This window comes from Novosphingobium sp. 9, from assembly GCF_025340265.1.
Lineage (GTDB): Bacteria > Pseudomonadota > Alphaproteobacteria > Sphingomonadales > Sphingomonadaceae > Novosphingobium.
This window is the reverse complement of the sequence record NZ_CP022707.1, coordinates 1,344,979-1,365,873: the sequence shown is the minus strand read 5'-3', so window position 1 is coordinate 1,365,873 and position 20,895 is coordinate 1,344,979. Positions and strand designations below refer to the sequence as shown.

Below are 20,895 nucleotides of genomic sequence, written 5' to 3'. Positions count from 1 at the left end.
AGCACACGGTAGGCTGCGGACAATGAACCAGAATCTCGAACTCAGTATTTACCCGAGGACAACTGTATGACTGCGCGCCGCCACTTGGCCAACACGCTCGCGCGCGGTTTCACAAAGTTAATGGGAGGCGAAGCATCAGCAGGCCTGATGCTGATCGCCGTTGCGGTATTGGCGATGATCATGGCGAACAGCGCTGCCTCCGGCGCTTACCATGACATCTTCCATCACGAATTTGCGTGGATGCCACTTGCCGCGCTGAATACGCTGCATGCCTGGATCAACGACGGCCTTATGGCGATATTCTTCTTTGTCGTCGGCCTCGAGATCAAGCGCGAGGTGCTCGATGGCGACCTTTCCAACCCGGCTCGACGGCGACTGCCGGTGATGGCCGCAATGGCCGGCATGGCCGGGCCGGCACTGCTCTATCTTGGCTTCGCGGGCTCCGCTGCACCTATCCCGCGCGGCTGGGCGATACCCGCGGCAACCGACATTGCATTCGCGGTCGGCGTGCTCGCCATGCTGGGCAAGCGTATTCCCCCTCGCTGCGGCTGTTCCTGCTTACAGTCGCCATCGTCGACGATCTGGGCGCGGTACTCATCATTGCGCTGTTCTACACGGCACAAATCGCCATGGCCTGGGCCTTGGGGGCGATCCTGTGTCTGGGCGGCCTGATCCTGCTCAACCGACGCGGCGTGGCAAGCGCTTCGCCTTATCTGGTGCTCGCCTTGGGGCTGTGGTTGTGCGTCCTCAATTCCGGAATCCATGCAACCATCGCCGGAGTTCTCGCCGCTTTCTGCATTCCGCTGCGCCCGCTCAAGGGCGATTCGATGCTGCTCAGACTGGAACATGCCCTGGTGCCCTGGAACAGCTATGTGATCGTACCGCTGTTCGGATTTGCCAATGCTGGAGTTGCGCTGGCCGGTATCGGGCTGGCCGGTCTGCTCGACCCGGTTCCGCTGGGCGTGGCAGCAGGCCTGTTTCTCGGCAAGCAGGTCGGCATATTCACTGCCATCGTCGTGGCGGACCGGCTGGGGATCGCCCCGCGCCCTGCCGGGACGACATGGGTCCAGCTATGGGGCCTATCGGTATTGTGCGGGATCGGCTTCACGATGAGCCTGTTCATTGCTGCACTGGCGTTTCCCGATCACCCTCATCTGGTAGAGGAAGCCAAGCTCGGCGTACTGACCGGTTCGGTTCTTTCCGCCCTGCTGGGTTATGTGATCCTGCGACTGACGCCGTCACACGGGGCAAAGCAAGCCATCGCTACGACAGTGACCTCGATTCCATCTTCAACCTGATCGAACGCAGGGCGACGAGGTCGTGCACCTCGTCGCCCTGCACTCGGCTTACCAGGTGCCGGTGTTTTCCATGCTTGCCCAGGGCTCCTGCGGCGGCAGGCGACCGTCCTGAAGCAGTTCGATGGAGATGCCGTCGGGCGTGCGGACAAAAGCCATGTGGCCATCGCGCGGCGGACGGTTGATCGTCACCCCTGCATCCAGCAGCGTCTGGCAGGTCGCATAGATGTCCTCGACCTCGAAGGCGAGATGACCAAAATTGCGCCCTCCGGTATACGTTTCGCCAGCGCCGCCTTCCGCCGGCCAGTTATAGGTCAGTTCGACCTCTGCATCCTGCCCCGGCGCGGCAAGATAGATCAACGTGAAGCGCCCCTGCTCTGATGAGAAACGGCGCGTTTCCTTCACGCCAATCAAGTCGAAGAAGGCAATCGTAGCGTCCGGGTCAGTCACCCGGATCATGCTGTGGAGATATTTGGTCAAAGCGCTAGTTCCCTGATTCGACAGGCCGTTCTGGCCCGTCCGGCAGTGACGCGGTGCAACCGGCCATGGGATTGCCTCAAAGGCACGGTGCCGTTCACCATCGACAGGCCATCTAAACCCAAACCACCGCTTCACTCCACCCCCGCAGCGTTATGACACCCATAAGCAAAAGCCCGCCAGGATCGCTCCGGGCGGGCTTCGCACATGGAAATCGCAAAAATCAGAACGATGCGGTAAGCGTCCCAACCACGGTATCGTCGGTATAGCCGTCCACCGAAGGGCCGCTCACGCCGATATAGGACACGCCGATCGACAGCGGACCATAGACGGTTGCCGAAGCGCCGATGGAATAATCCCAGCCGGTCTTGTCGCCGTTGCCTGTCAGATAACCCGGAGCCAGCGTACCATCAGTATAACCGAGGTGCCCGGAAACCGTCAGCGGGGTCTTCGGAATGGCAACATCGACATTACCGTAAAGGTAAAGGTTGTCGGCTTTGTTGCCTGCATAAGTGGTCACGCCCTTCTGCTTCCAGTCATATGCCATACCCACCTTGAGCGAGGCCGGACCAACGGTGCCGGAGACCGAAGCGTAAGGCTCCCAATAGTTGCCGTTACCGACATGGCCGCTGGGATAGACGTAGTACAGCAGACCCGCGTCGAGCTTGAGCCCGCCACCGATGTTGCCGCTCCAGCCACCGATCAGATCGAGTTCTTGGCTACCATAGACATCTGTCTGCTGAAGCGAAGAGGACCAGGTGCTGACATAGAAGCCGCTTTCATGGGTAATCGTGATACCGCCCTGGATCGCCGGATCGCCGCCAGACAGCGACACGCCGCGGAAGCGGTAGTCGGTGGTCAGCGCCACGTTGCCGGTAATGGTGATCGCCTTGGGAGCATCCGCGTCATCGGCCAGCGCCGGAGTTGCCGCGAGTGCAGTACCCGCGAGAAGGCAGGCGGCCAGGAGGCCGCGGACAGACGTCTGCATTGTGTATTCCCTCACATGTTCTTTATGGGTTCTTCGTCCCACCTGCGCCGCCGGACTGCACCTCTTGCTGGGCGTCACCTGCCGTCGACAGGTCATATGCTGCACCGCACCAGTGCACTGCACAAGAAAAATCTGCTTTTGACTTACATTTGTGCAACAATGTGTTGATTTTACGCCACTGGGCGCAGGATTTGCTTGCATGTTGTCATATCGCTAACCGAACACTATAGTCTCTGGAACGCATGCTAGGCTTTTTCAACCGCTTCAAACCCGCCCGTGCAGGGTCTATCACCGCAACAGTCCCTCCCGGTGAACGCGTTTACGCGATCGGCGACGTGCATGGTCGCCTGGACTTGCTCGATACACTGATCTCCGCAATCGAGAGCGACGACGCCAGTCGCCCGTCCGCGCATGTCAGCGTCGTCATGCTTGGCGATCTGGTGGATCGCGGCCCCGACAGTGCTGGCGTCCTTCGCAAGGTCCGCGAATGGTCCACGCAACGTTCGCTGGTACTGATCAAGGGCAATCATGAAGAACAGATGATCCGCGCCCGCGACGATCTGGACGCCTTGCGCATGTTCCTGAAATTCGGCGGTTTCGAGACCTTGCGCTCCTACGGTGTGCCGCAAGCCCTGCTAGACGGCGGCGACCTCGAAGACATCCAGCGCGCAATGTGTATTGCTATCCCGGATGAGGATTTCGCGTTCATCGACGGGTTCAGGAATTCTAACGCTATCGGCGGTTACTTTTTCGTACATGCCGGAATCCGGCCCGGCGTGCCGCTGGAACGCCAGATGGCGCAGGACTGCCGCTGGATCCGCGAACCGTTCCTCAGCCATCGCGGTGATTTCGGCGCAGTTATCGTCCATGGCCACACGATCTTCGAAGAACCCGACTTTCGCCCCAATCGCATCGGCATCGATACCGGCTCCTACGTCCACGGTCGCCTAACCGCGCTTGGCCTCCAAGGCTCCGAACGCTGGCTGATCCAGGCGAGCGAAACAGCCGAGGGCCCCGTCGAAGCTGCACTGCTGCCAGCCTGACCACGGCTCGCGACGATTCTGGAAAAGAGGGCCAAACAAGGCCCAGGGTGCCGGGGAGCCTGTAAGCCGGGTTCTGTAACGGGCGTGGTCTCCCCCAAGTTTCCTTGCATGGGGGACCTTACGCCCGATGGCAGCCATTCCTCTTGGCGACGCGTTACCACGTCGCTCCAGCGACCAACCCGGGCTGCCTGGGTACGAAACGAACCCGCCATGCAAGCATGGCCAGCAGCCCCTATTCGGTCTTGCTCCGGGTGGGGTTTGCCTTGCCGCCTTCCGTTACCGGAGACGCGGTGCGCTCTTACCGCACCCTTTCACCCTTACCCTGGGACCTAAGTCCTTGGGCGGTCTGCTCTCTGTGGCACTTTCCCTAAGCTTCGCGAGGGCCTGAAAGCCCTGCTCGCCCGGCGGGCGTTACCCGCCACCCTTGTTTCGTGGAGCCCGGACTTTCCTCGGCATCCCGAAGGATGACGCGGCTGCCCGGCTCCCCGGCACGGGCGGTCACCTAGCACGACCCGTGTCGCGCTCCAACAGCAGTTCGAAGAGAATTCCGCCGATCTGTCCATCGACCTCTCCATCGATGATTTCCGGCCTCCAGCGACGCTGAAACGCAGTGACGGCGGCCGGTTGGTCGGAGATGTCGTAGCCGAACCGCTCCAGCGCGAGGAAGAAGGCGCCGGGATTGTCGTAGAAAAGGTTCATCTTCGCCGCCGGAATATCCAGCGCGAGCCCCAGTTCGCCAAGACGTGCCCAGTCGAAATACTCGCCCGGATCGGTCTTGCGCGCCGGGGCCACATCCGAATGGCCGACGACGTTGGCACGCGGAATGTCGTGGCGATCGATGATGTCGGCCAACAGCGGCAGCAGCGCATCCATCTGCGGCTCGGGGAACGGGCGATAACCCCACTCGTGCCCCGGATTGACCAGTTCGATACCGATACTGGCCGAGTTCACATCGGTCTCACCCCGCCAGGACGAGCGCCCCGCATGCCACGCCCGGCGTTCCTCGGGCACCAGAGAAGTGACCAAGCCTTCCTCGTCGATCATGTAGTGCGCCGAGACTTCCGCCTCGGGATCGCACATCCGCTCCAGCGCCTCGTCGGCGCTTTTCATGCCGGTGTAGTGCAGTACGACCATCGAGATCGGGCGCTTGCGGACGTTATGGTTGGGCGAGGCGACGATCCGGTTGACCAGCCAGCGATTGATGGGCCACTGATTGACCGGGCCGCTGTTCATCCTGCCGCCCTCCCCCGCCTCAGACCGAAGGAAGCACCGCGCCGAGCACCAGCGCGTCGTCTGTCAGCATCGACTGGACCTGACCGCCCAGCGCCTTGGCGAGTTGCTGCACCATCGCGGCAGGCGCGGTGCGGCTGGAAAGGTCGCCATCGGGCAGCGTGCCCTCCAGCGCGCGGCCGATGTCGCGGTCGAAAGCGATTCGCGGACCGCTGGCGCGCATGGCGATCTCTGTCACACCGCCGCTAAGCTCTGCGGCGATGTCCAGCGTACCGCCACGCGGCAGGGCATCGATACCCACCAGCGCGAAGTTCAGCAGCGTCTTGATCGCGGGCTTGGCCAGTTGCTCGCTGCGCAGCACCCAGTTCACCGAGATACGCGCGTTGTTGGCGATCAGCGCATCAACCAGTTCACGCGCCTCGCGCACGGCCACCATGTCGCCGAAGCCCCCGGCAGCCCCGAAGGCAAGGCGGAAGAACTTCAGCTTGTCGGTCGAAACCTTGGCGCTCTGCTCCAGCAGTTCGAAGCAGCGTTTGCGCATCTCCGGATCATTCTCGTCCTGCAGCAGTTCGAGGCCGTTGGAGAGCGCGCCGACCGGGCTGAGCATGTCATGGCAAAGGCGGGAACACAGGAGACTTGCGAGTTCGACGGGACTTGTCGTCATGAAACGTTCCGGCTTTCGTATTCTTGTCCTGACGCGGATCGCACCCACTGCTGCGGCGCCCTTCCCCTACTGCTAAAGTCATGGCGACTCACGAGTCGGTGCAGGCGTCGTCGGCGACGTATCCGTCCAGCTTGGAAAAACCATTCCCGCTATCGCGGAAGAATGCAACCTGCCCGTCCGCGATGATCGCCCATATGCGCAAATCGCCGGTGGAATGTTGCCTGTCGGTGCCAGATGGCTCTGCCAAACCGTTGGGATGCGAATGATAATAGCCCACGATCTGCGCCGCCGCACTTTCCCTCGCACGGCGATGCGCTGCCAGCAGAACGACCGGATCGATCTCGAAATGCGTTTCAGGCGTTGCCGCGACGTTGGGCGCCGGAACCAGCGAATCGATGCGATCACCCTCGCCCAGCAGCAGTCCACAACACTCGCGCGGATGATGGTCGCGCGCTTCTTCCAGAAGATTCGCGTGGAGGGACCTTGTCAGGGTGACGGGCATCCCCACATGGTATCGAGACATGGGGGCTCATGAAAGTATCTTGGAAGGCGTGATCGCCAGCGACGGGCAGCGGCTCGACAAGGCGCTCGCCGAAGCCAGCGGTTTGTCGCGCGAACGTATCAAGGCGCTGATGGGCGAAGGCCGTATTCAGGTGGCGGGAAAACCCGCTGCGCAGGCCTCGCTCAAGATCGCTGCCGGAACAGTGTTCGCTATCGACGTGCCGCCCGCGATCCTCGCCGAGGCTCAGCCGCAGGACATTCCGCTCAGCGTCGTGTTCGAGGACGAATACCTGATCGTCGTGGACAAGCCCGCCGGGCTCGTCGTCCATCCCGCCGCCGGAAACCTCGACGGCACGCTGGTCAATGCCCTGCTCCACCATTGCGAGGGCCAGCTATCGGGAATCGGCGGCGTTGCCCGCCCCGGCATCGTCCATCGCATCGACAAGGACACCTCGGGGCTGCTGGTCGTCGCCAAGACCGACAAGGCGCACGAGGGCCTCGCCGTGCAGTTCGCCGACCACTCGATCGAGCGCGCCTATCACGCCGTCGTCGGCGGGCATCCGATGCCGATGGCCGGCACCGTGCGCGGCGCGATCGGGCGCTCCACTGCGGACCGCAAGAAGATGGCGCTGGTGGAGGACGGTCGCGGCAAGCACGCCGTCACGCACTTCAAGACGATGGAAAAGCTCAAGAACGCAAGCCTTGTGGAGTGCCGGCTGGAGACCGGGCGCACGCATCAGGTACGCGTTCACATGTCGTCAATCGGCCATGCGCTATTGGGGGACCCTGTTTATGGCAGAACCCCTTCCGCCCTTCGCCAGTTGCTCTCGCGACTGCAATTTTCCCGCCAGGCGCTCCATGCTGCGGAACTCGGGTTCCTCCATCCCGTTAAGGGAGAGAAGGTCCATTTCACCAGTCCCGTTCCTGCCGACATGCAGGCACTGATCGATGAATTGCGACACTGAAATCGAAGATTTGTGCTAACGCGAACAGGTGGCTGCAAGTTAAGATGCCTAGCAAGGGTCTTTGACCGCAGACCGACCTTGGAAAGGACGGATTATCGTGAGCAACAAGCAACGCAACCTGCCGACGGTGCCGACACTGGGTGGTGAGCAGAGCCTCAACCGCTATCTGTCGGAAATCCGTAAGTTTCCGCTTCTGTCGCCCGAGCAGGAGTACATGCTCGCCAAGCGGTATCAGGACCATCAGGACCCCGAATCGGCAGCCCAGCTCGTCACGAGCCATCTGCGACTCGTCTCGAAGATCGCGATGGGTTACCGCGGCTACGGCCTGCCGGTGTCCGAGCTGATTTCCGAAGGCAACATCGGCCTGATGCAGGGCGTCAAGAAGTTCGAACCCGATCGCGGCTTCCGCCTCGCGACATATGCGATGTGGTGGATCAAGGCCTCGATCCAGGAATATATCCTGCGGTCGTGGAGCCTCGTGAAGATGGGCACCACCGCTGCGCAGAAGAAGCTGTTCTTCAACCTGCGCCGCATGAAGAAGAACCTCGACGCCTACGAGGACACCGATCTGCACCCGGACGACGTCGCCAAGATCGCGACGACGCTGGGCGTGTCGGAGACCGAGGTCGTCAACATGAACCGGCGCATGATGATGGGCGGCGATGCCTCGCTCAACGTCTCGCTGCGCGAGGAAGGCGAAGGCCAGTGGATGGACATCCTGCAGGATGACCGACCGCTGCAGGACGAGACGGTGGCCGATGCCGAAGAGGCTTCGGTGCGTCACGACATGCTCGTCGAAGCCATGGAAGGCCTCAACGAGCGGGAACGCGACATCCTCACCGAACGCCGGCTGACCGACGATCCCAAGACGCTGGAAGAGCTGAGCCAGGTCTACCACGTCAGCCGCGAGCGCGTGCGCCAGATCGAGGTGCGCGCCTTCGAGAAGCTGCAGAAGGCGATGAACCGCATCGCCTCGGACAAACGGATGCTCGCCGCAGGCTGAGCCGCCCTCGACATAAGCTAATGAAAAAGGCCGGGCCTCCCACAAGGGACGCCCGGCCTTTTCGTATCGGCGTCAGGCGTGAACTCAGAAGCTGGTGCTCAGCCCGAAGTTCACCGAACGGCCCATGCCCGGCACGGCGCGCAGCACGCCGGTCGCATCGTAGTCACCCAGCGATATCCCGCCGAGCGGCAGATAATAGGCCTTATCGAGCAGGTTCTCCGCCGACACGCTGAAGCGCACGCCCGCGATCGTGTAGGCCACATCGAGCCCGACCAGCGCATAACCCCCGGTTTCCGGCTCGTTGCGTGCCGTATCGACGCGGGTCTTCTGCGTCACCCAAGTCAGGTCCGCGCCCGCTTCCAGCGCGCCCTGGCGGTGCGAGAGCGCCAGCTTCGCGTTGAACGGCATCTGATGATAGAGCGGTGTGTCATCGCTCAGGTTCTCGCCGTGCACCCATGAGGCGGTGAGATCGAGGTTCGTCTCGCTATCCTGCCCCTTCGCCAGCGTGACCGAAGCCGTGCCGTCGATGCCGTAGAACTCGGCCTGCTCGTTATCGAACTGGAGCTGCGCGAAGCCGTTCGACAAATCGGCCACCTTGCGCGCGTCTATGTAGTCGTTGACGTGTGTGTAATAGGGCGAGACCTTGACCGACCAGTCCCGTTCGCCGGAAAGCTGCCCGGCCAGCCGGACTGCGGCACTGACGGTATCGGCGCGCTCGGGCTTGAGATTCAGGTTGCCGTAGTAGCCGTTGCCGTCGCCATACCAGCCGACCATCTGGCTCGACATCGCCCCCTGCCCCCAGGTGTAGCGCTCGTAGATATTGGGCGAGCGGGTCTTGTGGGCATAGCCCAGTTCCACCGTCAGCAGCGAGCTGGCCGCCCAGCTGAACATCGCGCTGCCGCTCCAGTTATGATCGACCTTGCGGTGATCGGCGGCATTGAACGCCGCCGCCGCCGCTGCATCGGCCGCCTGCATCATCCCGTCGCCATAGCCCTGCACATCGCCGGTGTTCATCTCCACCCGGTCATAGCGCAGACCCACAAGTGTAGAGAGCGTATCCGACCAGTGCTTCTCCACTTCCGCAAAGGCGCCGATCCGGTCGCGATGCGCGCCGTTGACGTTCACGAAGGTATCCGGCCCCATCATCGTGGTATCGCCCGGAACCGGGGGCCAGAAATCGTTCAGCCACTGGTGATGCGCCTCCACGCCCAGCCGCAGCTTGTCCTGCCCGCCCATCGGCAGCGTCGCCTTCAGCGCGGTGTCGAGCGTGTGGACATTGGTGCGCATCGGCATGTCGCCGGGCTGCTTGTCCGACAGGAAGTTCATCGCATGGCGCGTGTCCCGCCAGTTGCCCGTCCAGTCGAGATCGCCCCAGTCGAACGTCTTGCGCCAGCGCCCGTTGAGATACCATGAGGTGTTGTTCGTCATGTCCATCCACTGGTTGACGAAACCCTCGTAAGGCGAATGGTGATAGCCAACCTTCAACTGGAACAGCCCGGCATCGCTGTTGACCGCCAGGGCCAGCGCCTGATCGGTCTTCTCGTATTCGCTCGAATGCACGGTGCCCAGATCGCCACCGCCATTGTAGTTGCCCGACTTGGTGTACGATCCGGTGTAGGTCAGCGAGACATTCTTGCCCGCCGCCGTCAGGCTGAGCGCGCCACCGAAGCCATCGCCGTTGCTGCGATAGAACGTCGAGGCCTCGCCCGAAAGCTGCACCCCGCCACGCCCGTTGAAACGCGGTCCCACGCTGTCAACGGAGATCACACCGCCGATATTGTCGCCGCCCATGCTTACCGGGGCGACGCCGGGCACCACCGCAATCGAGGCGATCGTCTGCGGGTCGGTATAGGACAGCGGCGTGTTCATGTCGTTCGGACAGGCCATGTCGATAGTCACACCGTCGATAACGATGCGGATACGCTGCTCGCTCAGGCCACGGATGCGGGGCATCGACGAGAACCCGCCGCCGGTATTGACCGCAACGCCGGGAAAATCGCTGAGCAGCTTCGCGGTGTCGCTGGTATCCGCTGCCTTGCGGGCAAAGTCGCGCCGGTCCTGCGTAGTCCCGTTGAGCGGCTGCGTCGCGATAGTCGCCGGGCCGCCGTCTCTCGTAACCGTGAAGTGGAGATCGACCTGCTGCCCGGCAGGTTGCGCATCCTGCGCATGGGCCGCAAGCGGAACGAGGCCGGCGCTCGCCAGCAAAAAGGCGCGCAGCATGCGCGTGTGAGTAAGCATCGAAGAATAGTCCTGAACAGGCCCGTGCAGCGCACATCCTGCACCGCACGCGGCCAAAAGTCGCATGTCTGTAGGTTGCGTGTCCCCGCGAAGGGACGTTCAGGACAGGACGGGCGGTCCGCGCGGCGGCGGACTGCGGTATCGCCAGGCGGTGAGGGTAATCCGGCGCTGCGCTGCGAAGCCTGTCGCCAGCAGGAAGGCAATGGCCAGCGCCAGCAGCACCGGCGGTAGTGGCGTATCCATCGCCATGCCCAGCGCACCGTAAGGGCACATCTGGCTGGCGCGTTCGTGGGAGGCCTTGTCGGCGGAGCCGTGCGCCATCGGCATATGCACGCCGCGCGCCTCAAGCGCTTCCAGCAGCGCAGCCCCGCCCATCTGGCCGCCGCAGATCTCGATGCCCACGCCGCCATTCTCGCTGCCGATCATGAAGCCGGTGGGCACCAGGGCTTTCAGGCACAGCGCGAGCCCGACGATCGCCATCGCCCAGCGCAGATGTCCTCGCAGGAAAGATCGCATGCCGCCCATTGCCGGATCGCCCTAGGGCAATCCGGCTGGCAAGTCATGCCCTGCGCTCCGGGCAAATTGTCACAGCCGCAAGGTAGACCTCAGTGCTGCGGACCGTTGAGCATGGCGAAAGTCTGGTCGTAGCGCCCCTCGATCTCGGCATTGCGCAGGAAGCCAAGCCGCCCGACACCGATCAGCGGCGGCGTGGGTTGCTGCGCGAAAAGGCTCATGACCTCGTCGATGAAATCCTCCAGCGGCATGTACCCTTCGCGGGTGGACTGGCCCGGCGTCAGTTCGGTCTGCACTGCAGGCGGCGCCAGTTCGATCACCTCGACGGCGCCGTCCAGGGCGAAACGCAGCGATTCGGACCACGAATGGACCGCCGCCTTGGTCGCGGAATAGACAGCAGCGCGGACCAGCGGCACGAAGGCGAGGCCGGAGCTGACATTGACGATCGCCGCGTCGGCCTGCCCCTTCAGATGCGCCAGCAGCGCGTCGGTCATGCGGATCGGCCCGAGGAGGTTGGTGGTGACGCAGGCCTCGCTGCGCGCCAGATCGCGCGGCTGCGAGACATCCTCCAGCGGCATGATCCCCGCATTGTTCACCAGCACGTTGAGAGCGGGAAACTCCTCCACGATGCTTGTCGCAAAAGCCCTGATCGCGTCCGGATCGGTCACGTCCAACTGGCGGGCATAGATATGCTCGCAGCCCGATGCGGTATCCTGCAGGCTGGAGATCGTCCGCCCGGTGACGATCACGACATTGCCGGCATCGTGCCAGCGCCGCGCCAGTTCGCGCCCGATGCCGCTGCCGCCGCCGGTCAGAAGGATGGTGTTGCCGCTGGTCTTCATGGGTTTCGATCCTCTGATTGTCGAAGGTATGCACTTTCATTTAGAGTGCCACTCTCTTCTGGAAAGAAGGCACCTTGCCGTCAGTCACGCACCGGAGCGTAAGAAATGGGAAATCCACTGCTCACCGAATATTCGGATCGCCCCGAAGTCGACGCGCTGGTCAATGAATTGATCGGATGCGTTGCCGACAAGTGGACTCTCCTGCTGCTCGAAGCGCTTGAGGAGGTGGAAAAGTTGCGGTTCACCGAACTTGCCCGCGCGATTCCCGGCATCAGCCAGAAGATGCTGACGCAGACCCTGCGCCAGATGGAGCGCGACGGGCTGGTCGATCGCACCGCCCACGCCACGATCCCGCCGCGTGTTGATTATCGCCTGACGCCGCTGGGCCACAGCCTGGGCGAAGCGTTCTGCGGCGTGTGGCTTTGGGCGGAGAAGCATATCGATACCGTCCACCAAGCGCGAACGGCATTCGACAGCCGCGACTAGCGTATATGGGCCTTCCTGCCCTAGAATACCCGTCATATCTCTTCACGAAAGACGCCAGACCTCGCCCATGCGCCTGTTTCTCAAACTCGTCGCCCTGTTCTTCATCGTCACCATCGGCATCACGGTGATCTATCGCTTCGTGCCCCCACCCGTCACCGTCACCATGCTGACGGACGGCAACGGCATCACCAAGGACTGGACGCCGCTCTCGCGGATCGATCGCAACATGGTGGATGCCGTGATCGGCGGCGAGGACAGCAATTTCTGTACGCACCATGGTTTCGATACCAATGCGATCCGCATGGCGATGGAATCCAATGCCGAAGGCAAGCGCCTGCGCGGCGGCTCGACCATCAGCCAGCAAACCGCCAAGAACGTGTTCCTGTGGCAGGGCGAAGGCTGGACCCGCTATATCCGCAAGGGCTTCGAGGTCTACTTCACCACCCTGATCGAGACGATCTGGGGCAAGCGCCGGATCATGGAGGTCTACCTCAACGTCGCCGAGACGGGCATCGGCACCTATGGCGTGGAAGCCGGTGCACAGCGCTATTACGGTTCCTCGTCCGCCCAGCTTTCCGCCTCGCAGGCCGCGCGCATGGCGGCTGCTCTGCCCAGCCCCAAGACCCGCAGCGTCAAGGCCCCTCGGGCTTCACCCGCAAGCTGGGCAACATCATCGCGCGCCGTATCCCGGTGGTGCGCAACAACGGCTTCGATGCCTGCGTCTACAAGTAGGCAGGCGCCTGACAAACATAAAGGAAAAGGGGGAGGAGCCGGCTGGCCCCTCCCCCTTTTTCGTATCGTGGCTTGAGCCTGTTCCGGAAGATCAGAAGCCCATGACGAAAGTGGCGCTGACTGCACGCGGCGAACCGAAGTTCACGAACGCCGAGCTTGCCGCCGTTGCCAGCGCGCCGCTGAACGAGCCCACATAGAACTTGTCGAACAGGTTCGTCACGTTCAGTTGGATCTCACTCTTGTCGAGGCCCAGGCTCTCCAGCTTGTAGCGCACGTTGAGGTCGACAACAGTGTAGCTCTTGAACTTCACCGAGTTGATGTCGTTCAGGTAGCGGTTGCCGGTGTACTTGCCCTGTGCGCCAATCTGGAAATCGCCCAGTGTCAGTTCTGCACGGCCGCCGACCAGCCAGTCCGGCGCAGCGCGTTCGCGCTTGCCGCTGGTGTTCAGGTAGTAGGTGCCGTTCTGCGCATAGCAGTAACCGCCATCCTGGAGGCTGGCCGAGCAGACCGAGGCAGTGGTTTCTGCATCGTTCTGGATTTCCGACTTGATGTACGATGCGAAGGCATAAAGCGACAGCGGGCTGATCGGACGCACGCCGATGCTGGCGTCTACGCCATATTTCTTGACCGGACCCAGGTTGGTGTCGGTCGAGTTACCGTCGATGTCGACCGCAGTCACGATACGGTTATGGTACTTCGAGTACCAACCGGTGACCGATGCCTGCACGATCGAAGTCGAATAGCGCAGGCTGAGGTCGAAGCTGTCCGAGGTTTCCGCAACGCGCTTTGCCAGCGGATCGTTGGCAGCAAAGTAGAACGTGCCGTAAAGCGCATCGGTGCTCGGCACCGAGATATTCTTGGCATAGCTACCGGCAATGCTGACAGTCGGGGTCAGCTTGAAGACGGCACCAACGTTCGGCAGCACCTTGTCGTACTTCAGCGTACGCGACATCGGGCCACGAGCAGAAGGGTTCGCCGTCAGATAATCGTCGATTTCGCTGGCACCAACGCAGTTCACGTTGCCGCTGGCGTCCGTGGTGACGCAGTTCTGGTGAAGTTCGCGCTTGAAGAACGGCGCGCGGACACCAAGCAGCAGCGTCAGGGCATCGTCGAAGTACTTGCCGCGATATTCGGCCGAGACCTGATTCAACGTCGCGTAGGACAGGCGATCGCGCTTGTCGATGCGGTTGCCGTATTCATCCAGGATCGGATCGTTGAGCGGGAACACATCATAGGGCTCGCCATTCAGCTTCAGGAAACCGCCGGGGCCGGTCTGACGGTGGCGTGCACGGTCGAAGCTGTACGACAGGCGGATGCTGTTGTTCTCGTCCATCTCGTAAGCGAGGTTGGCGATCGCGACGTAGCGGTTGGTGTTGGTCTGGCTGGGCGACAGAATGCGAACCGCATCACCCGAACCGCTCACGCCATCGCCGTTGAGATCAACATCGCCGTAATAATAGTAGGTGCCTGCGCGGCTGCTGACCGGAGCATAAGTGCCATAGAACACGCCGGTGTAGCCTTGCGCGTTGTAGCCTTCGATGCCGACCGACGTACCGCCACCGTTTGCCTTGGTGTACTGATAGGCCGCGTCGACCGAGAAAGTCAGCTTGTCGGTCAGGTGGAACAGCGAGTTGAGGCGAACGTTGCCGGTGTTCGACGGGTTGTAACGACGCTCAAACTCCGAGCCGCAGTTGTTCGGTGCGCCCGGCGTAGTGCCGGTATAGGTGGGATCATCACCCAGCGTGCCGGTCTGGCAAGGGTAACCGCCACCGTTAGCGGTGCTGACATCGTAGAAGCGTTCGCTCTTGTCGAGCGTGATCGCCTGTGCGCTCAGCGGCGAACCGCCGAAGTTGTTGCGGTTCTCGTTGTAGTGACCGGCGATCGACACGAAATCGCCATTGCTGCCAATCGGCTGATAGATCTTGGCGTTGAACTGCTTCTTCTCAACCTTGCCGTAGTTGGCAAAGGTCGCGCCGTTGCGGGCATAAGAACCCGAGAACCAGGCCTTTGTGCCGAACGGGGTGAAGGTGCCGGTCTCGACCTTGGCGAAGAAGCGCTGGTACGCACGATCTTCACCGCCCGAACCCTTGGCCGCAATGTCGCCATACGTCATGCTGGTCATGACGCCGAACTGGTCGTCGGGGACCTTGGTGTTGATGTTGACAGTGCCGCCGACAGCCGCAGGCGTCGGGCTGTCAACATCGGTCGAACCAAGGTTGACGTTAACGTTGTCGATCAACTCCGCATCGACCTGCTGGTTCGTGTAAATCGCATAGTTGCCCGAGTCGTTCAGCGGGATACCATCGAAGGTCTGCGAGATACGGCTCGAATCAAAGCCGCGGATCGTGAAGGAACCGCCGCTGGAGCCCCAGGGATCGTTGTTGGTGAAGCTGACGCCCGGCACCATGTTGATCATTTCATTGACCGACTGGCCAGCGCGCTGCGAGCTGATGAACTGCTGGTCCAGTTCGACCTTGGCCTTGGGTGAATCCGGCGTGTGAATGCCCACGGTCTCCTGAACCCGACCACCGGTAACGACGATGGCGTCGCCGTCGAACTCGTTCGAACCGGTCGACTGCGCGAACGCTGGCGTAGCGATAAGCGCGATACCGACGGCGAGCGTGCTCGTCGCGGTCGCAAGAATAGAATTGAACTTCATGTATGTCCCCTGTTGCTCAGGTTGCCTGTAGCGCGCTTCCGGTGATTACCCCGTCGGCCGTCTGCTGCGGCCGCTATGAGCACTGCTTTGTGACAGCTTTCTTACCGTGTCGATTCCCGGAGCCACTGTGCAGCGCAATTTCCGATATGCGTTGCAACAAAGCATCAATTTTGAAGCAATTCAGGATTATGAGCTGCAATGTAGCAAATACATGCATTCGCAAGCTTGATCGATTTATTGCGAAAGATTGCAGTCTGACATCCAGACAGGCGGCATCGGACTAAGCGTAACGTTATGACATAGCTTGCAGGGGGCAATCCGCGCATGGCAGAGGGATGGCATGGGCTCGCAGCACACACATTCGCACGGAACCGGCCATAATCACGGTCACGGCCATGCTCATGGACACTCCCATGGGCATTCTCACGGCCATCACCATCACGGCCCACCGGCACCTGGTGCGGCAACAAAAGCTTTCGCCATTGCCGTCATTCTGAACCTGGCCTTTGTCATTGCCGAAGGAATCGCCGGATTTATCAGCGAATCCATGGCCTTACTGGCTGACGCAGGACACAACCTGTCGGATGTCCTGTCGTTGATGCTGGCTTGGGGCGCGAGCGTGCTGGCTGCCCGCCCCCCTCCGAGCGGTTCACCTACGGACTCAAAAGCTCCTCGATCCTCGCAGCCATTGCCAATGCGACTCTGCTCTGGGTGGCGATCGGGGCAATTCTGGTCGAGACGATCCAGCGATTCGCAGAACCTGCCCCTGTCGCCGGCATGACGATGATCGTGGTTGCGGCACTTGGCATCGCGGTCAACGCGCTTTCCGCGCTGCTCTTTGCCAGCGGCAGCAAGTCGGACATGAACCTGCGCGCGGCATTCACACACCTGATGGCCGATGCGGTCGTTTCCGCTGGCGTTGTCGTTGCAGGGATCGCCATCAAGCTGACCGGCTACACGATCCTTGACCCCCTCGCCTCGCTGCTCATTACCGGCGCGATTGCATGGTCAAGCTGGAGCCTTTTGCGCGATTCGCTGCGCATGGGAATGCTGGCAGTTCCTGACGGGGTCGATATCGCCGCTGTGCGCGCTTTTCTGAAAGCTCGCCCCGACGTATCCGAGGTTCACGACCTTCACGTCTGGCCGATGAGCACCACCGAAACGGCCCTGACCGCGCACCTTGTCATGCCTGCCGGCCTTCCCGGCGACGCCTTCCTGCACAGCCTCGCACATGATCTCGAACACACGTTTGGGATCGGCCATCCGACCATCCAGATCGAGACCGGTATCGAGGATCACGCCTGCGCCCTCCAGAGCGCCACGGTAATCTGACCTTCGCAAAACCATCACCACGCAAACGAAAGGGGCGGCTGCCGGACTGGCAACCGCCCCTTTCGTTTGTCACTGACCGTTTCCCGCGAACAGGTACGGTATCAGATCACGCCGCCGCTTCGGCCTTGTCGCCCTTGAGGACGCGCACCGGTTCCTTGCGACCGGCCACCACATCGGCATCGACCACCACTTCGGCGATGTCGCTTTCGGTCGGCAGATCGAACATCGTATCAAGCAGCAGCCCTTCGACGATCGAGCGCAGGCCACGGGCGCCAGTCTTGCGATCAATCGCCTTCTGGGCAATCGCCTCAAGCGCTTCCTCGGTGAACGTCAGTTCCACGTCCTCCAGTTCGAACAGCTTGCGATACTGCTTGATCAGCGCGTTTTTCGGCTCGCGCAGGATCTTCACCAGCGCCGAGATATCGAGATCCTCCAGCGTCGCGATCACCGGCAGACGACCCACGAATTCGGGGATGAGCCCGAACTTGAGGAGATCTTCCGGCTCTGCCTTCTGGAGCAGCTCGCCAACCTGACGCTTGTCCGGATCGGCGACATGTGCGCCGAAGCCAATCGAACGCTTCTGCAGGCGATCGCCGATGATCTTTTCGAGGCCTGCGAAAGCACCGCCGCAGATGAACAGGATGTTCGTCGTATCGACCTGCAGGAACTCCTGCTGCGGATGCTTGCGCCCACCCTGCGGCGGAACCGAAGCCGTAGTGCCTTCCATCAGCTTGAGCAGCGCCTGCTGCACGCCCTCGCCCGACACGTCGCGCGTGATCGAGGGATTCTCGGCCTTCCGGCTGATCTTGTCGATCTCGTCGATGTAGACGATGCCGTGCTGCGCCTTCTCGACGTTGTAGTCGGAAACCTGCAACAGCTTGAGGATGATGTTCTCAACATCCTCGCCCACGTAACCGGCTTCGGTCAGCGTGGTGGCGTCGGCCATCGTAAAGGGCACATCGAAGGTCTTGGCCAGCGTCTGTGCAAGCAGCGTCTTGCCCGAACCGGTCGGGCCGACCAGCAGGATGTTCGACTTCGACAGTTCGACATCGCCCTGCTTGCCGCTGTGCTTGAGACGCTTGTAGTGGTTATGGACCGCCACCGAGAGCACGCGCTTGGCCCGCTCCTGACCGATCACATAATCGTTCAGCGTCTCGCAGATTTCACGAGGGCTGGGTACGCCACCGTCCTTCTTGCCCGCGATACCCGCCTTGGTCTCTTCGCGAATGATGTCGTTGCAAAGCTCGACACATTCGTCGCAGATGAACACCGTGGGGCCCGCGATCAGCTTGCGCACTTCATGCTGCGACTTACCGCAGAAGCTGCAGTACAGGGTGCTTTTCGCGTCAGATCCGCTCAATTTCGTCATTTTCCGTCTTTTGTGTCTCGCCGGGGGCGACTCGTCGAGTCTACCCCGGCGTAAACCCGTTTTGCAATCCTAGGCGTAATTGGTTGCCGTGGACTGAATCTGCGAGGCGGCGATTTTCACGATCCGCCGCCTCCAGATCAATGCTCTATTGCCGTCAGGCCTCGGAAGGCTTGTCAGCGTCAGGGCGCGTCTCGAAGACCTTGTCGACCAGACCGAACGCCAGCGCTTCCTCGGCTTCGAGGAACGTGTCGCGGTCCATCGCCTTCTCGATCTCGTCGAGCGACTTGCCCGTGTACTTCACGTAGAGATCGTTCAGCCGCTTGCGCATACGCAGGATTTCGCGGGCCTGGATCTCGATATCGCTGGCCATCCCCTGGGCACCGCCCGAGGGCTGGTGAACCATGATGCGGGCATTCGGCAGCGCGATACGCATGCCCGGCTCACCGGCGGCCAGCAGGAAGCTGCCCATCGAAGCCGCCTGACCGATGCACACGGTCGACACGCGCGGCTTGATATACTGCATCGTGTCATGAATCGCCATACCCGCCGTAACGACGCCGCCCGGCGAGTTGATGTACATCGAGATGTCCTTCGACGGGTTCTCCGATTCGAGGAACAGCAGCTGCGCCACGATCAGCGAGGCCATGTGATCCTCGACCTGACCGGTCACGAACACGATGCGCTCGCGCAGCAGACGCGAATAAATGTCGAAGCTACGCTCACCACGGCTGGTCTGCTCGACGACCATCGGCACCAGCGCGCCGGTGACGGGATCGGTAGTGAACTTTCCTTGGGCGCCCGAAGCGCCAAACAGGTCGAGCATGGGAATCCTCTTTGTGTTGGACCGCCTATGTCGCGTGCCAGGGCGCACAGTTCAAGGGATTAACTGTCCATTGGTGGGACACGGTGTATCACTGTCCCCAGCACAGGCACTTCAGCCGACAATTTTTTCATTCCAAGGGTATGTTTCGCGCGTGATCACGACGACTTCCAGCCGCCGCGTCCATCGCCTGTTCACGCTGCTTGCCCTGGCGATCCTCGCTGCGGCGATCATCGCCGCCTGCCTGCTGCGCGGGCCATGGTACGACGAGTTCTACACGCAGTACGTTACCCGGCCCGACGTGCCGTGGTGGACGGCGATGCGCGACAGCTGGCTCGTCGATAACCACCCCCCGCTCTATTACGCCCTTTCGCGCGCCACCGACTCGCTCGGCCCGATTTCCACGCACCGCCTGCTCAACCTCGGGCTCGGCGTAGCTCTGCTGGCCTGCGCGACGGCGATAGTCCGCGACGTGCCGCGCCTGCTCCCTGCGGCCTGCGCGGTTGCCATAGGGCTCGTCGGCAATTCCTATGCCGTGCATTCAGGCAGCGAACTGCGTTCCTACTTCCTGTCGCTGTGCCTCGGCATCCTGCTGCCCTTGTGCCTGACAGCGATCCGTCTGACCGGCTCGGCGGGAACGCCTGTGCGGCAGGCCGCCTGGTGGATCACGGCGTTACTGGCGTTCAACACGCATATCGTCACCTCGCTGACTGCCGCCGCGTTGATCGCCCCCTTTCTGCTCGCCGCCCTCACCCGTCGTGACTGGCGAGAGGCACGCGCCATCGCGCTGCCCCCGCTGGCCGGCGGGCTGGTGTTCGCCGCAATCACCAGCGTCCAGTTTCCGCTGTGGATGGACAATACCCGCGTGTTCTGGATCAAGCCGGGCTTTTCCACCGCGCGATGGTCTATCGAACTGGGCATCCTGCGCACGATCGAGGCCAATCCACTGCTGCTGCTGGCCGCGCTCGCCGGATCGGCACTGCTTCTGATCGACGTGGCCCTCCGCCGTCGCCCTTCGGGAGAGCTGGGCGCCCTCGCCCTGCTGGCTGCTGGCCTGATTCTGACGGCGGTCGGCCTCACCGCGCTCCATCTCCTCCACCCGATGCTGGTCGAGAAGTATCTGACCGCAATGTTCGGCGCGGTCCTGTTCGGCGCCGGACTTGCGACGGGTCACCTGCTGCAGATCGCATCGCCGCGTCAGGCGGCCATCGGGCTCGCACTGATCCTCGCCTACAGCTGCTACACGATGGTTCACAACGTCCGCACCGCCGCGCATATCCCCAGCTGGATGATGACCGGCGAGCCCATCGCTGCTCTGGTGAAGGCCTGCCCGACCACTGTCGTTCACCCCGGCTATCGCTGGAACCGGGACGTCATGAACATGAAGCCTGCCGACAATGCGCAGGTCTATCCCTTCGCCTATCACTATGTGGCAGACCGCCTGCACTTCGCGGTGGAGCCTGCCGGGTCCACCGCGATCAGCCAGACCTGCCCGACCGTGTTCTGGACCGAGCACCAGACCAAGAAGCCAGTGAGTGCCCCCGATATCCTGCGGCATATCCGGGATATGGGCTTCCCGATCCGGCACATCGTGATCCACCGCGTCGGCTCTGGCTGGTACGCGGTCGCCGATCCCCTCCCCGCAAACTGACACACCTGTCACACCAACGAAAAGGCCCGCCGCGATCCTCTCGCAGCGGGCCTTTTCAGGAACCGGTAACGGTGGGGGCTATCAAAG

16 protein-coding genes, 1 other RNA gene and 3 pseudogenes are annotated in these 20,895 nt (G+C 62.0%); 8 read left to right on the top strand and 12 right to left on the bottom strand.

What is annotated here, in order from left to right:
* The first annotated feature begins 66 nt into the window (after positions 1-66).
* Positions 67-1,298: pseudogene (gene nhaA, locus CI805_RS21075) on the top strand (Na+/H+ antiporter NhaA).
* Between the two features lie 48 nt (positions 1,299-1,346).
* On the opposite strand, the gene CI805_RS06965 reads toward nhaA, so the two are convergent.
* Positions 1,347-1,775 carry a VOC family protein gene (locus CI805_RS06965; protein WP_260927489.1) on the bottom strand — a complete coding sequence of 143 codons (429 nt, stop codon included), beginning with the start codon at positions 1,773-1,775 and terminating at the stop codon, positions 1,347-1,349.
* 220 nt (positions 1,776-1,995) lie between these two features.
* Complete coding sequence (locus CI805_RS06960) at positions 1,996-2,760, bottom strand: TorF family putative porin (RefSeq protein ID WP_260927487.1); 765 nt, start codon at positions 2,758-2,760, stop codon at positions 1,996-1,998.
* Between the two features lie 335 nt (positions 2,761-3,095).
* Here CI805_RS06960 and CI805_RS06955 point away from each other — a divergent pair, with 335 nt between their 5' ends.
* Positions 3,096-3,803 carry a metallophosphoesterase gene (locus CI805_RS06955; RefSeq protein ID WP_260927485.1) on the top strand — a complete coding sequence of 236 codons (708 nt, stop codon included), beginning with the start codon at positions 3,096-3,098 and terminating at the stop codon, positions 3,801-3,803.
* Positions 3,804-3,849: 46 nt separating this feature from the next.
* Here CI805_RS06955 and rnpB read toward each other — a convergent pair.
* The 4 genes from rnpB to CI805_RS06935 all read right to left on the bottom strand — a co-directional run bounded on the left by rnpB (position 3,850) and on the right by CI805_RS06935 (position 6,199).
* An RNA gene (gene rnpB / locus CI805_RS06950) (RNase P RNA component class A) lies at positions 3,850-4,292 on the bottom strand.
* Positions 4,293-4,301: 9 nt separating this feature from the next.
* Positions 4,302-5,006 carry an N-acetylmuramoyl-L-alanine amidase gene (locus tag CI805_RS06945; protein WP_260927846.1) on the bottom strand — a complete coding sequence of 235 codons (705 nt, stop codon included), beginning with the start codon at positions 5,004-5,006 and terminating at the stop codon, positions 4,302-4,304.
* A gap of 49 nt (positions 5,007-5,055) precedes the next feature.
* On the bottom strand, positions 5,056-5,697 hold the full coding sequence (locus CI805_RS06940; RefSeq protein WP_260927482.1) for a histidine phosphotransferase family protein: 642 nt from the start codon (positions 5,695-5,697) through the stop codon (positions 5,056-5,058).
* 88 nt (positions 5,698-5,785) lie between these two features.
* Entirely contained in the window at positions 5,786-6,199 is a 414-nt protein-coding gene (locus tag CI805_RS06935) for a M67 family metallopeptidase (protein ID WP_260927480.1), read from the bottom strand.
* Between the two features lie 19 nt (positions 6,200-6,218).
* On the opposite strand from CI805_RS06935, the gene CI805_RS06930 reads away from it, so the two are divergent.
* Both CI805_RS06930 and rpoH read left to right on the top strand, forming a co-directional pair.
* On the top strand, positions 6,219-7,163 hold the full coding sequence (locus tag CI805_RS06930) for an RluA family pseudouridine synthase (RefSeq protein WP_260927478.1): 945 nt from the start codon (positions 6,219-6,221) through the stop codon (positions 7,161-7,163).
* A 97-nt stretch (positions 7,164-7,260) separates the two neighbouring features.
* Entirely contained in the window at positions 7,261-8,166 is a 906-nt protein-coding gene (rpoH, locus tag CI805_RS06925) for an RNA polymerase sigma factor RpoH (RefSeq protein ID WP_260927476.1), read from the top strand.
* Between the two features lie 84 nt (positions 8,167-8,250).
* Here rpoH and CI805_RS06920 read toward each other — a convergent pair whose 3' ends face one another.
* From CI805_RS06920 to CI805_RS06910, 3 genes are all read right to left on the bottom strand, one after another.
* Entirely contained in the window at positions 8,251-10,404 is a 2,154-nt protein-coding gene (locus CI805_RS06920) for a TonB-dependent receptor plug domain-containing protein (RefSeq protein WP_260927475.1), read from the bottom strand.
* Positions 10,405-10,503: 99 nt separating this feature from the next.
* A complete protein-coding gene (locus tag CI805_RS06915; RefSeq protein WP_260927473.1) occupies positions 10,504-10,920 on the bottom strand; it encodes a DUF2946 family protein in 417 nt (138 codons plus the stop codon).
* A gap of 89 nt (positions 10,921-11,009) precedes the next feature.
* A complete protein-coding gene (locus CI805_RS06910; RefSeq protein WP_260927471.1) occupies positions 11,010-11,759 on the bottom strand; it encodes an SDR family oxidoreductase in 750 nt (249 codons plus the stop codon).
* A 105-nt stretch (positions 11,760-11,864) separates the two neighbouring features.
* Here CI805_RS06910 and CI805_RS06905 point away from each other — a divergent pair, with 105 nt between their 5' ends.
* Complete coding sequence (locus tag CI805_RS06905) at positions 11,865-12,245, top strand: winged helix-turn-helix transcriptional regulator (RefSeq protein WP_260927470.1); 381 nt, start codon at positions 11,865-11,867, stop codon at positions 12,243-12,245.
* Between the two features lie 67 nt (positions 12,246-12,312).
* Positions 12,313-12,977: pseudogene (gene mtgA / locus CI805_RS06900) on the top strand (monofunctional biosynthetic peptidoglycan transglycosylase).
* A gap of 91 nt (positions 12,978-13,068) precedes the next feature.
* Here the strand turns inward: mtgA and CI805_RS06895 are convergent.
* Complete coding sequence (locus CI805_RS06895; protein ID WP_260927468.1) at positions 13,069-15,636, bottom strand: TonB-dependent receptor; 2,568 nt, start codon at positions 15,634-15,636, stop codon at positions 13,069-13,071.
* 340 nt (positions 15,637-15,976) lie between these two features.
* On the opposite strand from CI805_RS06895, the pseudogene CI805_RS06890 reads away from it, so the two are divergent.
* Positions 15,977-16,968, top strand: a pseudogene (locus CI805_RS06890) (cation diffusion facilitator family transporter).
* 106 nt (positions 16,969-17,074) lie between these two features.
* Here the strand turns inward: CI805_RS06890 and clpX are convergent.
* Positions 17,075-18,337 (bottom strand): ATP-dependent Clp protease ATP-binding subunit ClpX, encoded by a 1,263-nt coding sequence (gene clpX / locus CI805_RS06885; RefSeq protein WP_260927467.1) that lies wholly within the window; start codon positions 18,335-18,337, stop codon positions 17,075-17,077.
* A 154-nt stretch (positions 18,338-18,491) separates the two neighbouring features.
* Positions 18,492-19,160 carry an ATP-dependent Clp endopeptidase proteolytic subunit ClpP gene (gene clpP / locus CI805_RS06880; protein WP_313958537.1) on the bottom strand — a complete coding sequence of 223 codons (669 nt, stop codon included), beginning with the start codon at positions 19,158-19,160 and terminating at the stop codon, positions 18,492-18,494.
* A gap of 151 nt (positions 19,161-19,311) precedes the next feature.
* Here clpP and CI805_RS06875 point away from each other — a divergent pair, with 151 nt between their 5' ends.
* A complete protein-coding gene (locus CI805_RS06875) occupies positions 19,312-20,808 on the top strand; it encodes a hypothetical protein (RefSeq protein WP_260927465.1) in 1,497 nt (498 codons plus the stop codon).
* Positions 20,809-20,895: the final 87 nt, after the last annotated feature.

Excerpts from the sequence above, each read along its gene's own strand:
- CI805_RS06960 (WP_260927487.1), bottom strand. The coding sequence starts at position 2,760 with ATGCAGACGTCTGTCCGCGGCCTCCTGGCCGCCTGCCTTCTCGCGGGT.
- CI805_RS06940 (WP_260927482.1), bottom strand. The coding sequence starts at position 5,697 with ATGACGACAAGTCCCGTCGAACTCGCAAGTCTCCTGTGTTCCCGCCTT.
- CI805_RS06935 (WP_260927480.1), bottom strand. The coding sequence starts at position 6,199 with ATGCCCGTCACCCTGACAAGGTCCCTCCACGCGAATCTTCTGGAAGAA.
- CI805_RS06930 (WP_260927478.1), top strand. The coding sequence starts at position 6,219 with ATGGGGGCTCATGAAAGTATCTTGGAAGGCGTGATCGCCAGCGACGGG.
- CI805_RS06920 (WP_260927475.1), bottom strand. The coding sequence starts at position 10,404 with ATGCTTACTCACACGCGCATGCTGCGCGCCTTTTTGCTGGCGAGCGCC.
- CI805_RS06915 (WP_260927473.1), bottom strand. The coding sequence starts at position 10,920 with ATGCGATCTTTCCTGCGAGGACATCTGCGCTGGGCGATGGCGATCGTC.
- CI805_RS06910 (WP_260927471.1), bottom strand. The coding sequence starts at position 11,759 with ATGAAGACCAGCGGCAACACCATCCTTCTGACCGGCGGCGGCAGCGGC.
- CI805_RS06905 (WP_260927470.1), top strand. The coding sequence starts at position 11,865 with ATGGGAAATCCACTGCTCACCGAATATTCGGATCGCCCCGAAGTCGAC.
- CI805_RS06895 (WP_260927468.1), bottom strand. The coding sequence starts at position 15,636 with ATGAAGTTCAATTCTATTCTTGCGACCGCGACGAGCACGCTCGCCGTC.
- clpX (WP_260927467.1), bottom strand. The coding sequence starts at position 18,337 with ATGACGAAATTGAGCGGATCTGACGCGAAAAGCACCCTGTACTGCAGC.
- clpP (WP_313958537.1), bottom strand. The coding sequence starts at position 19,160 with ATGCTCGACCTGTTTGGCGCTTCGGGCGCCCAAGGAAAGTTCACTACC.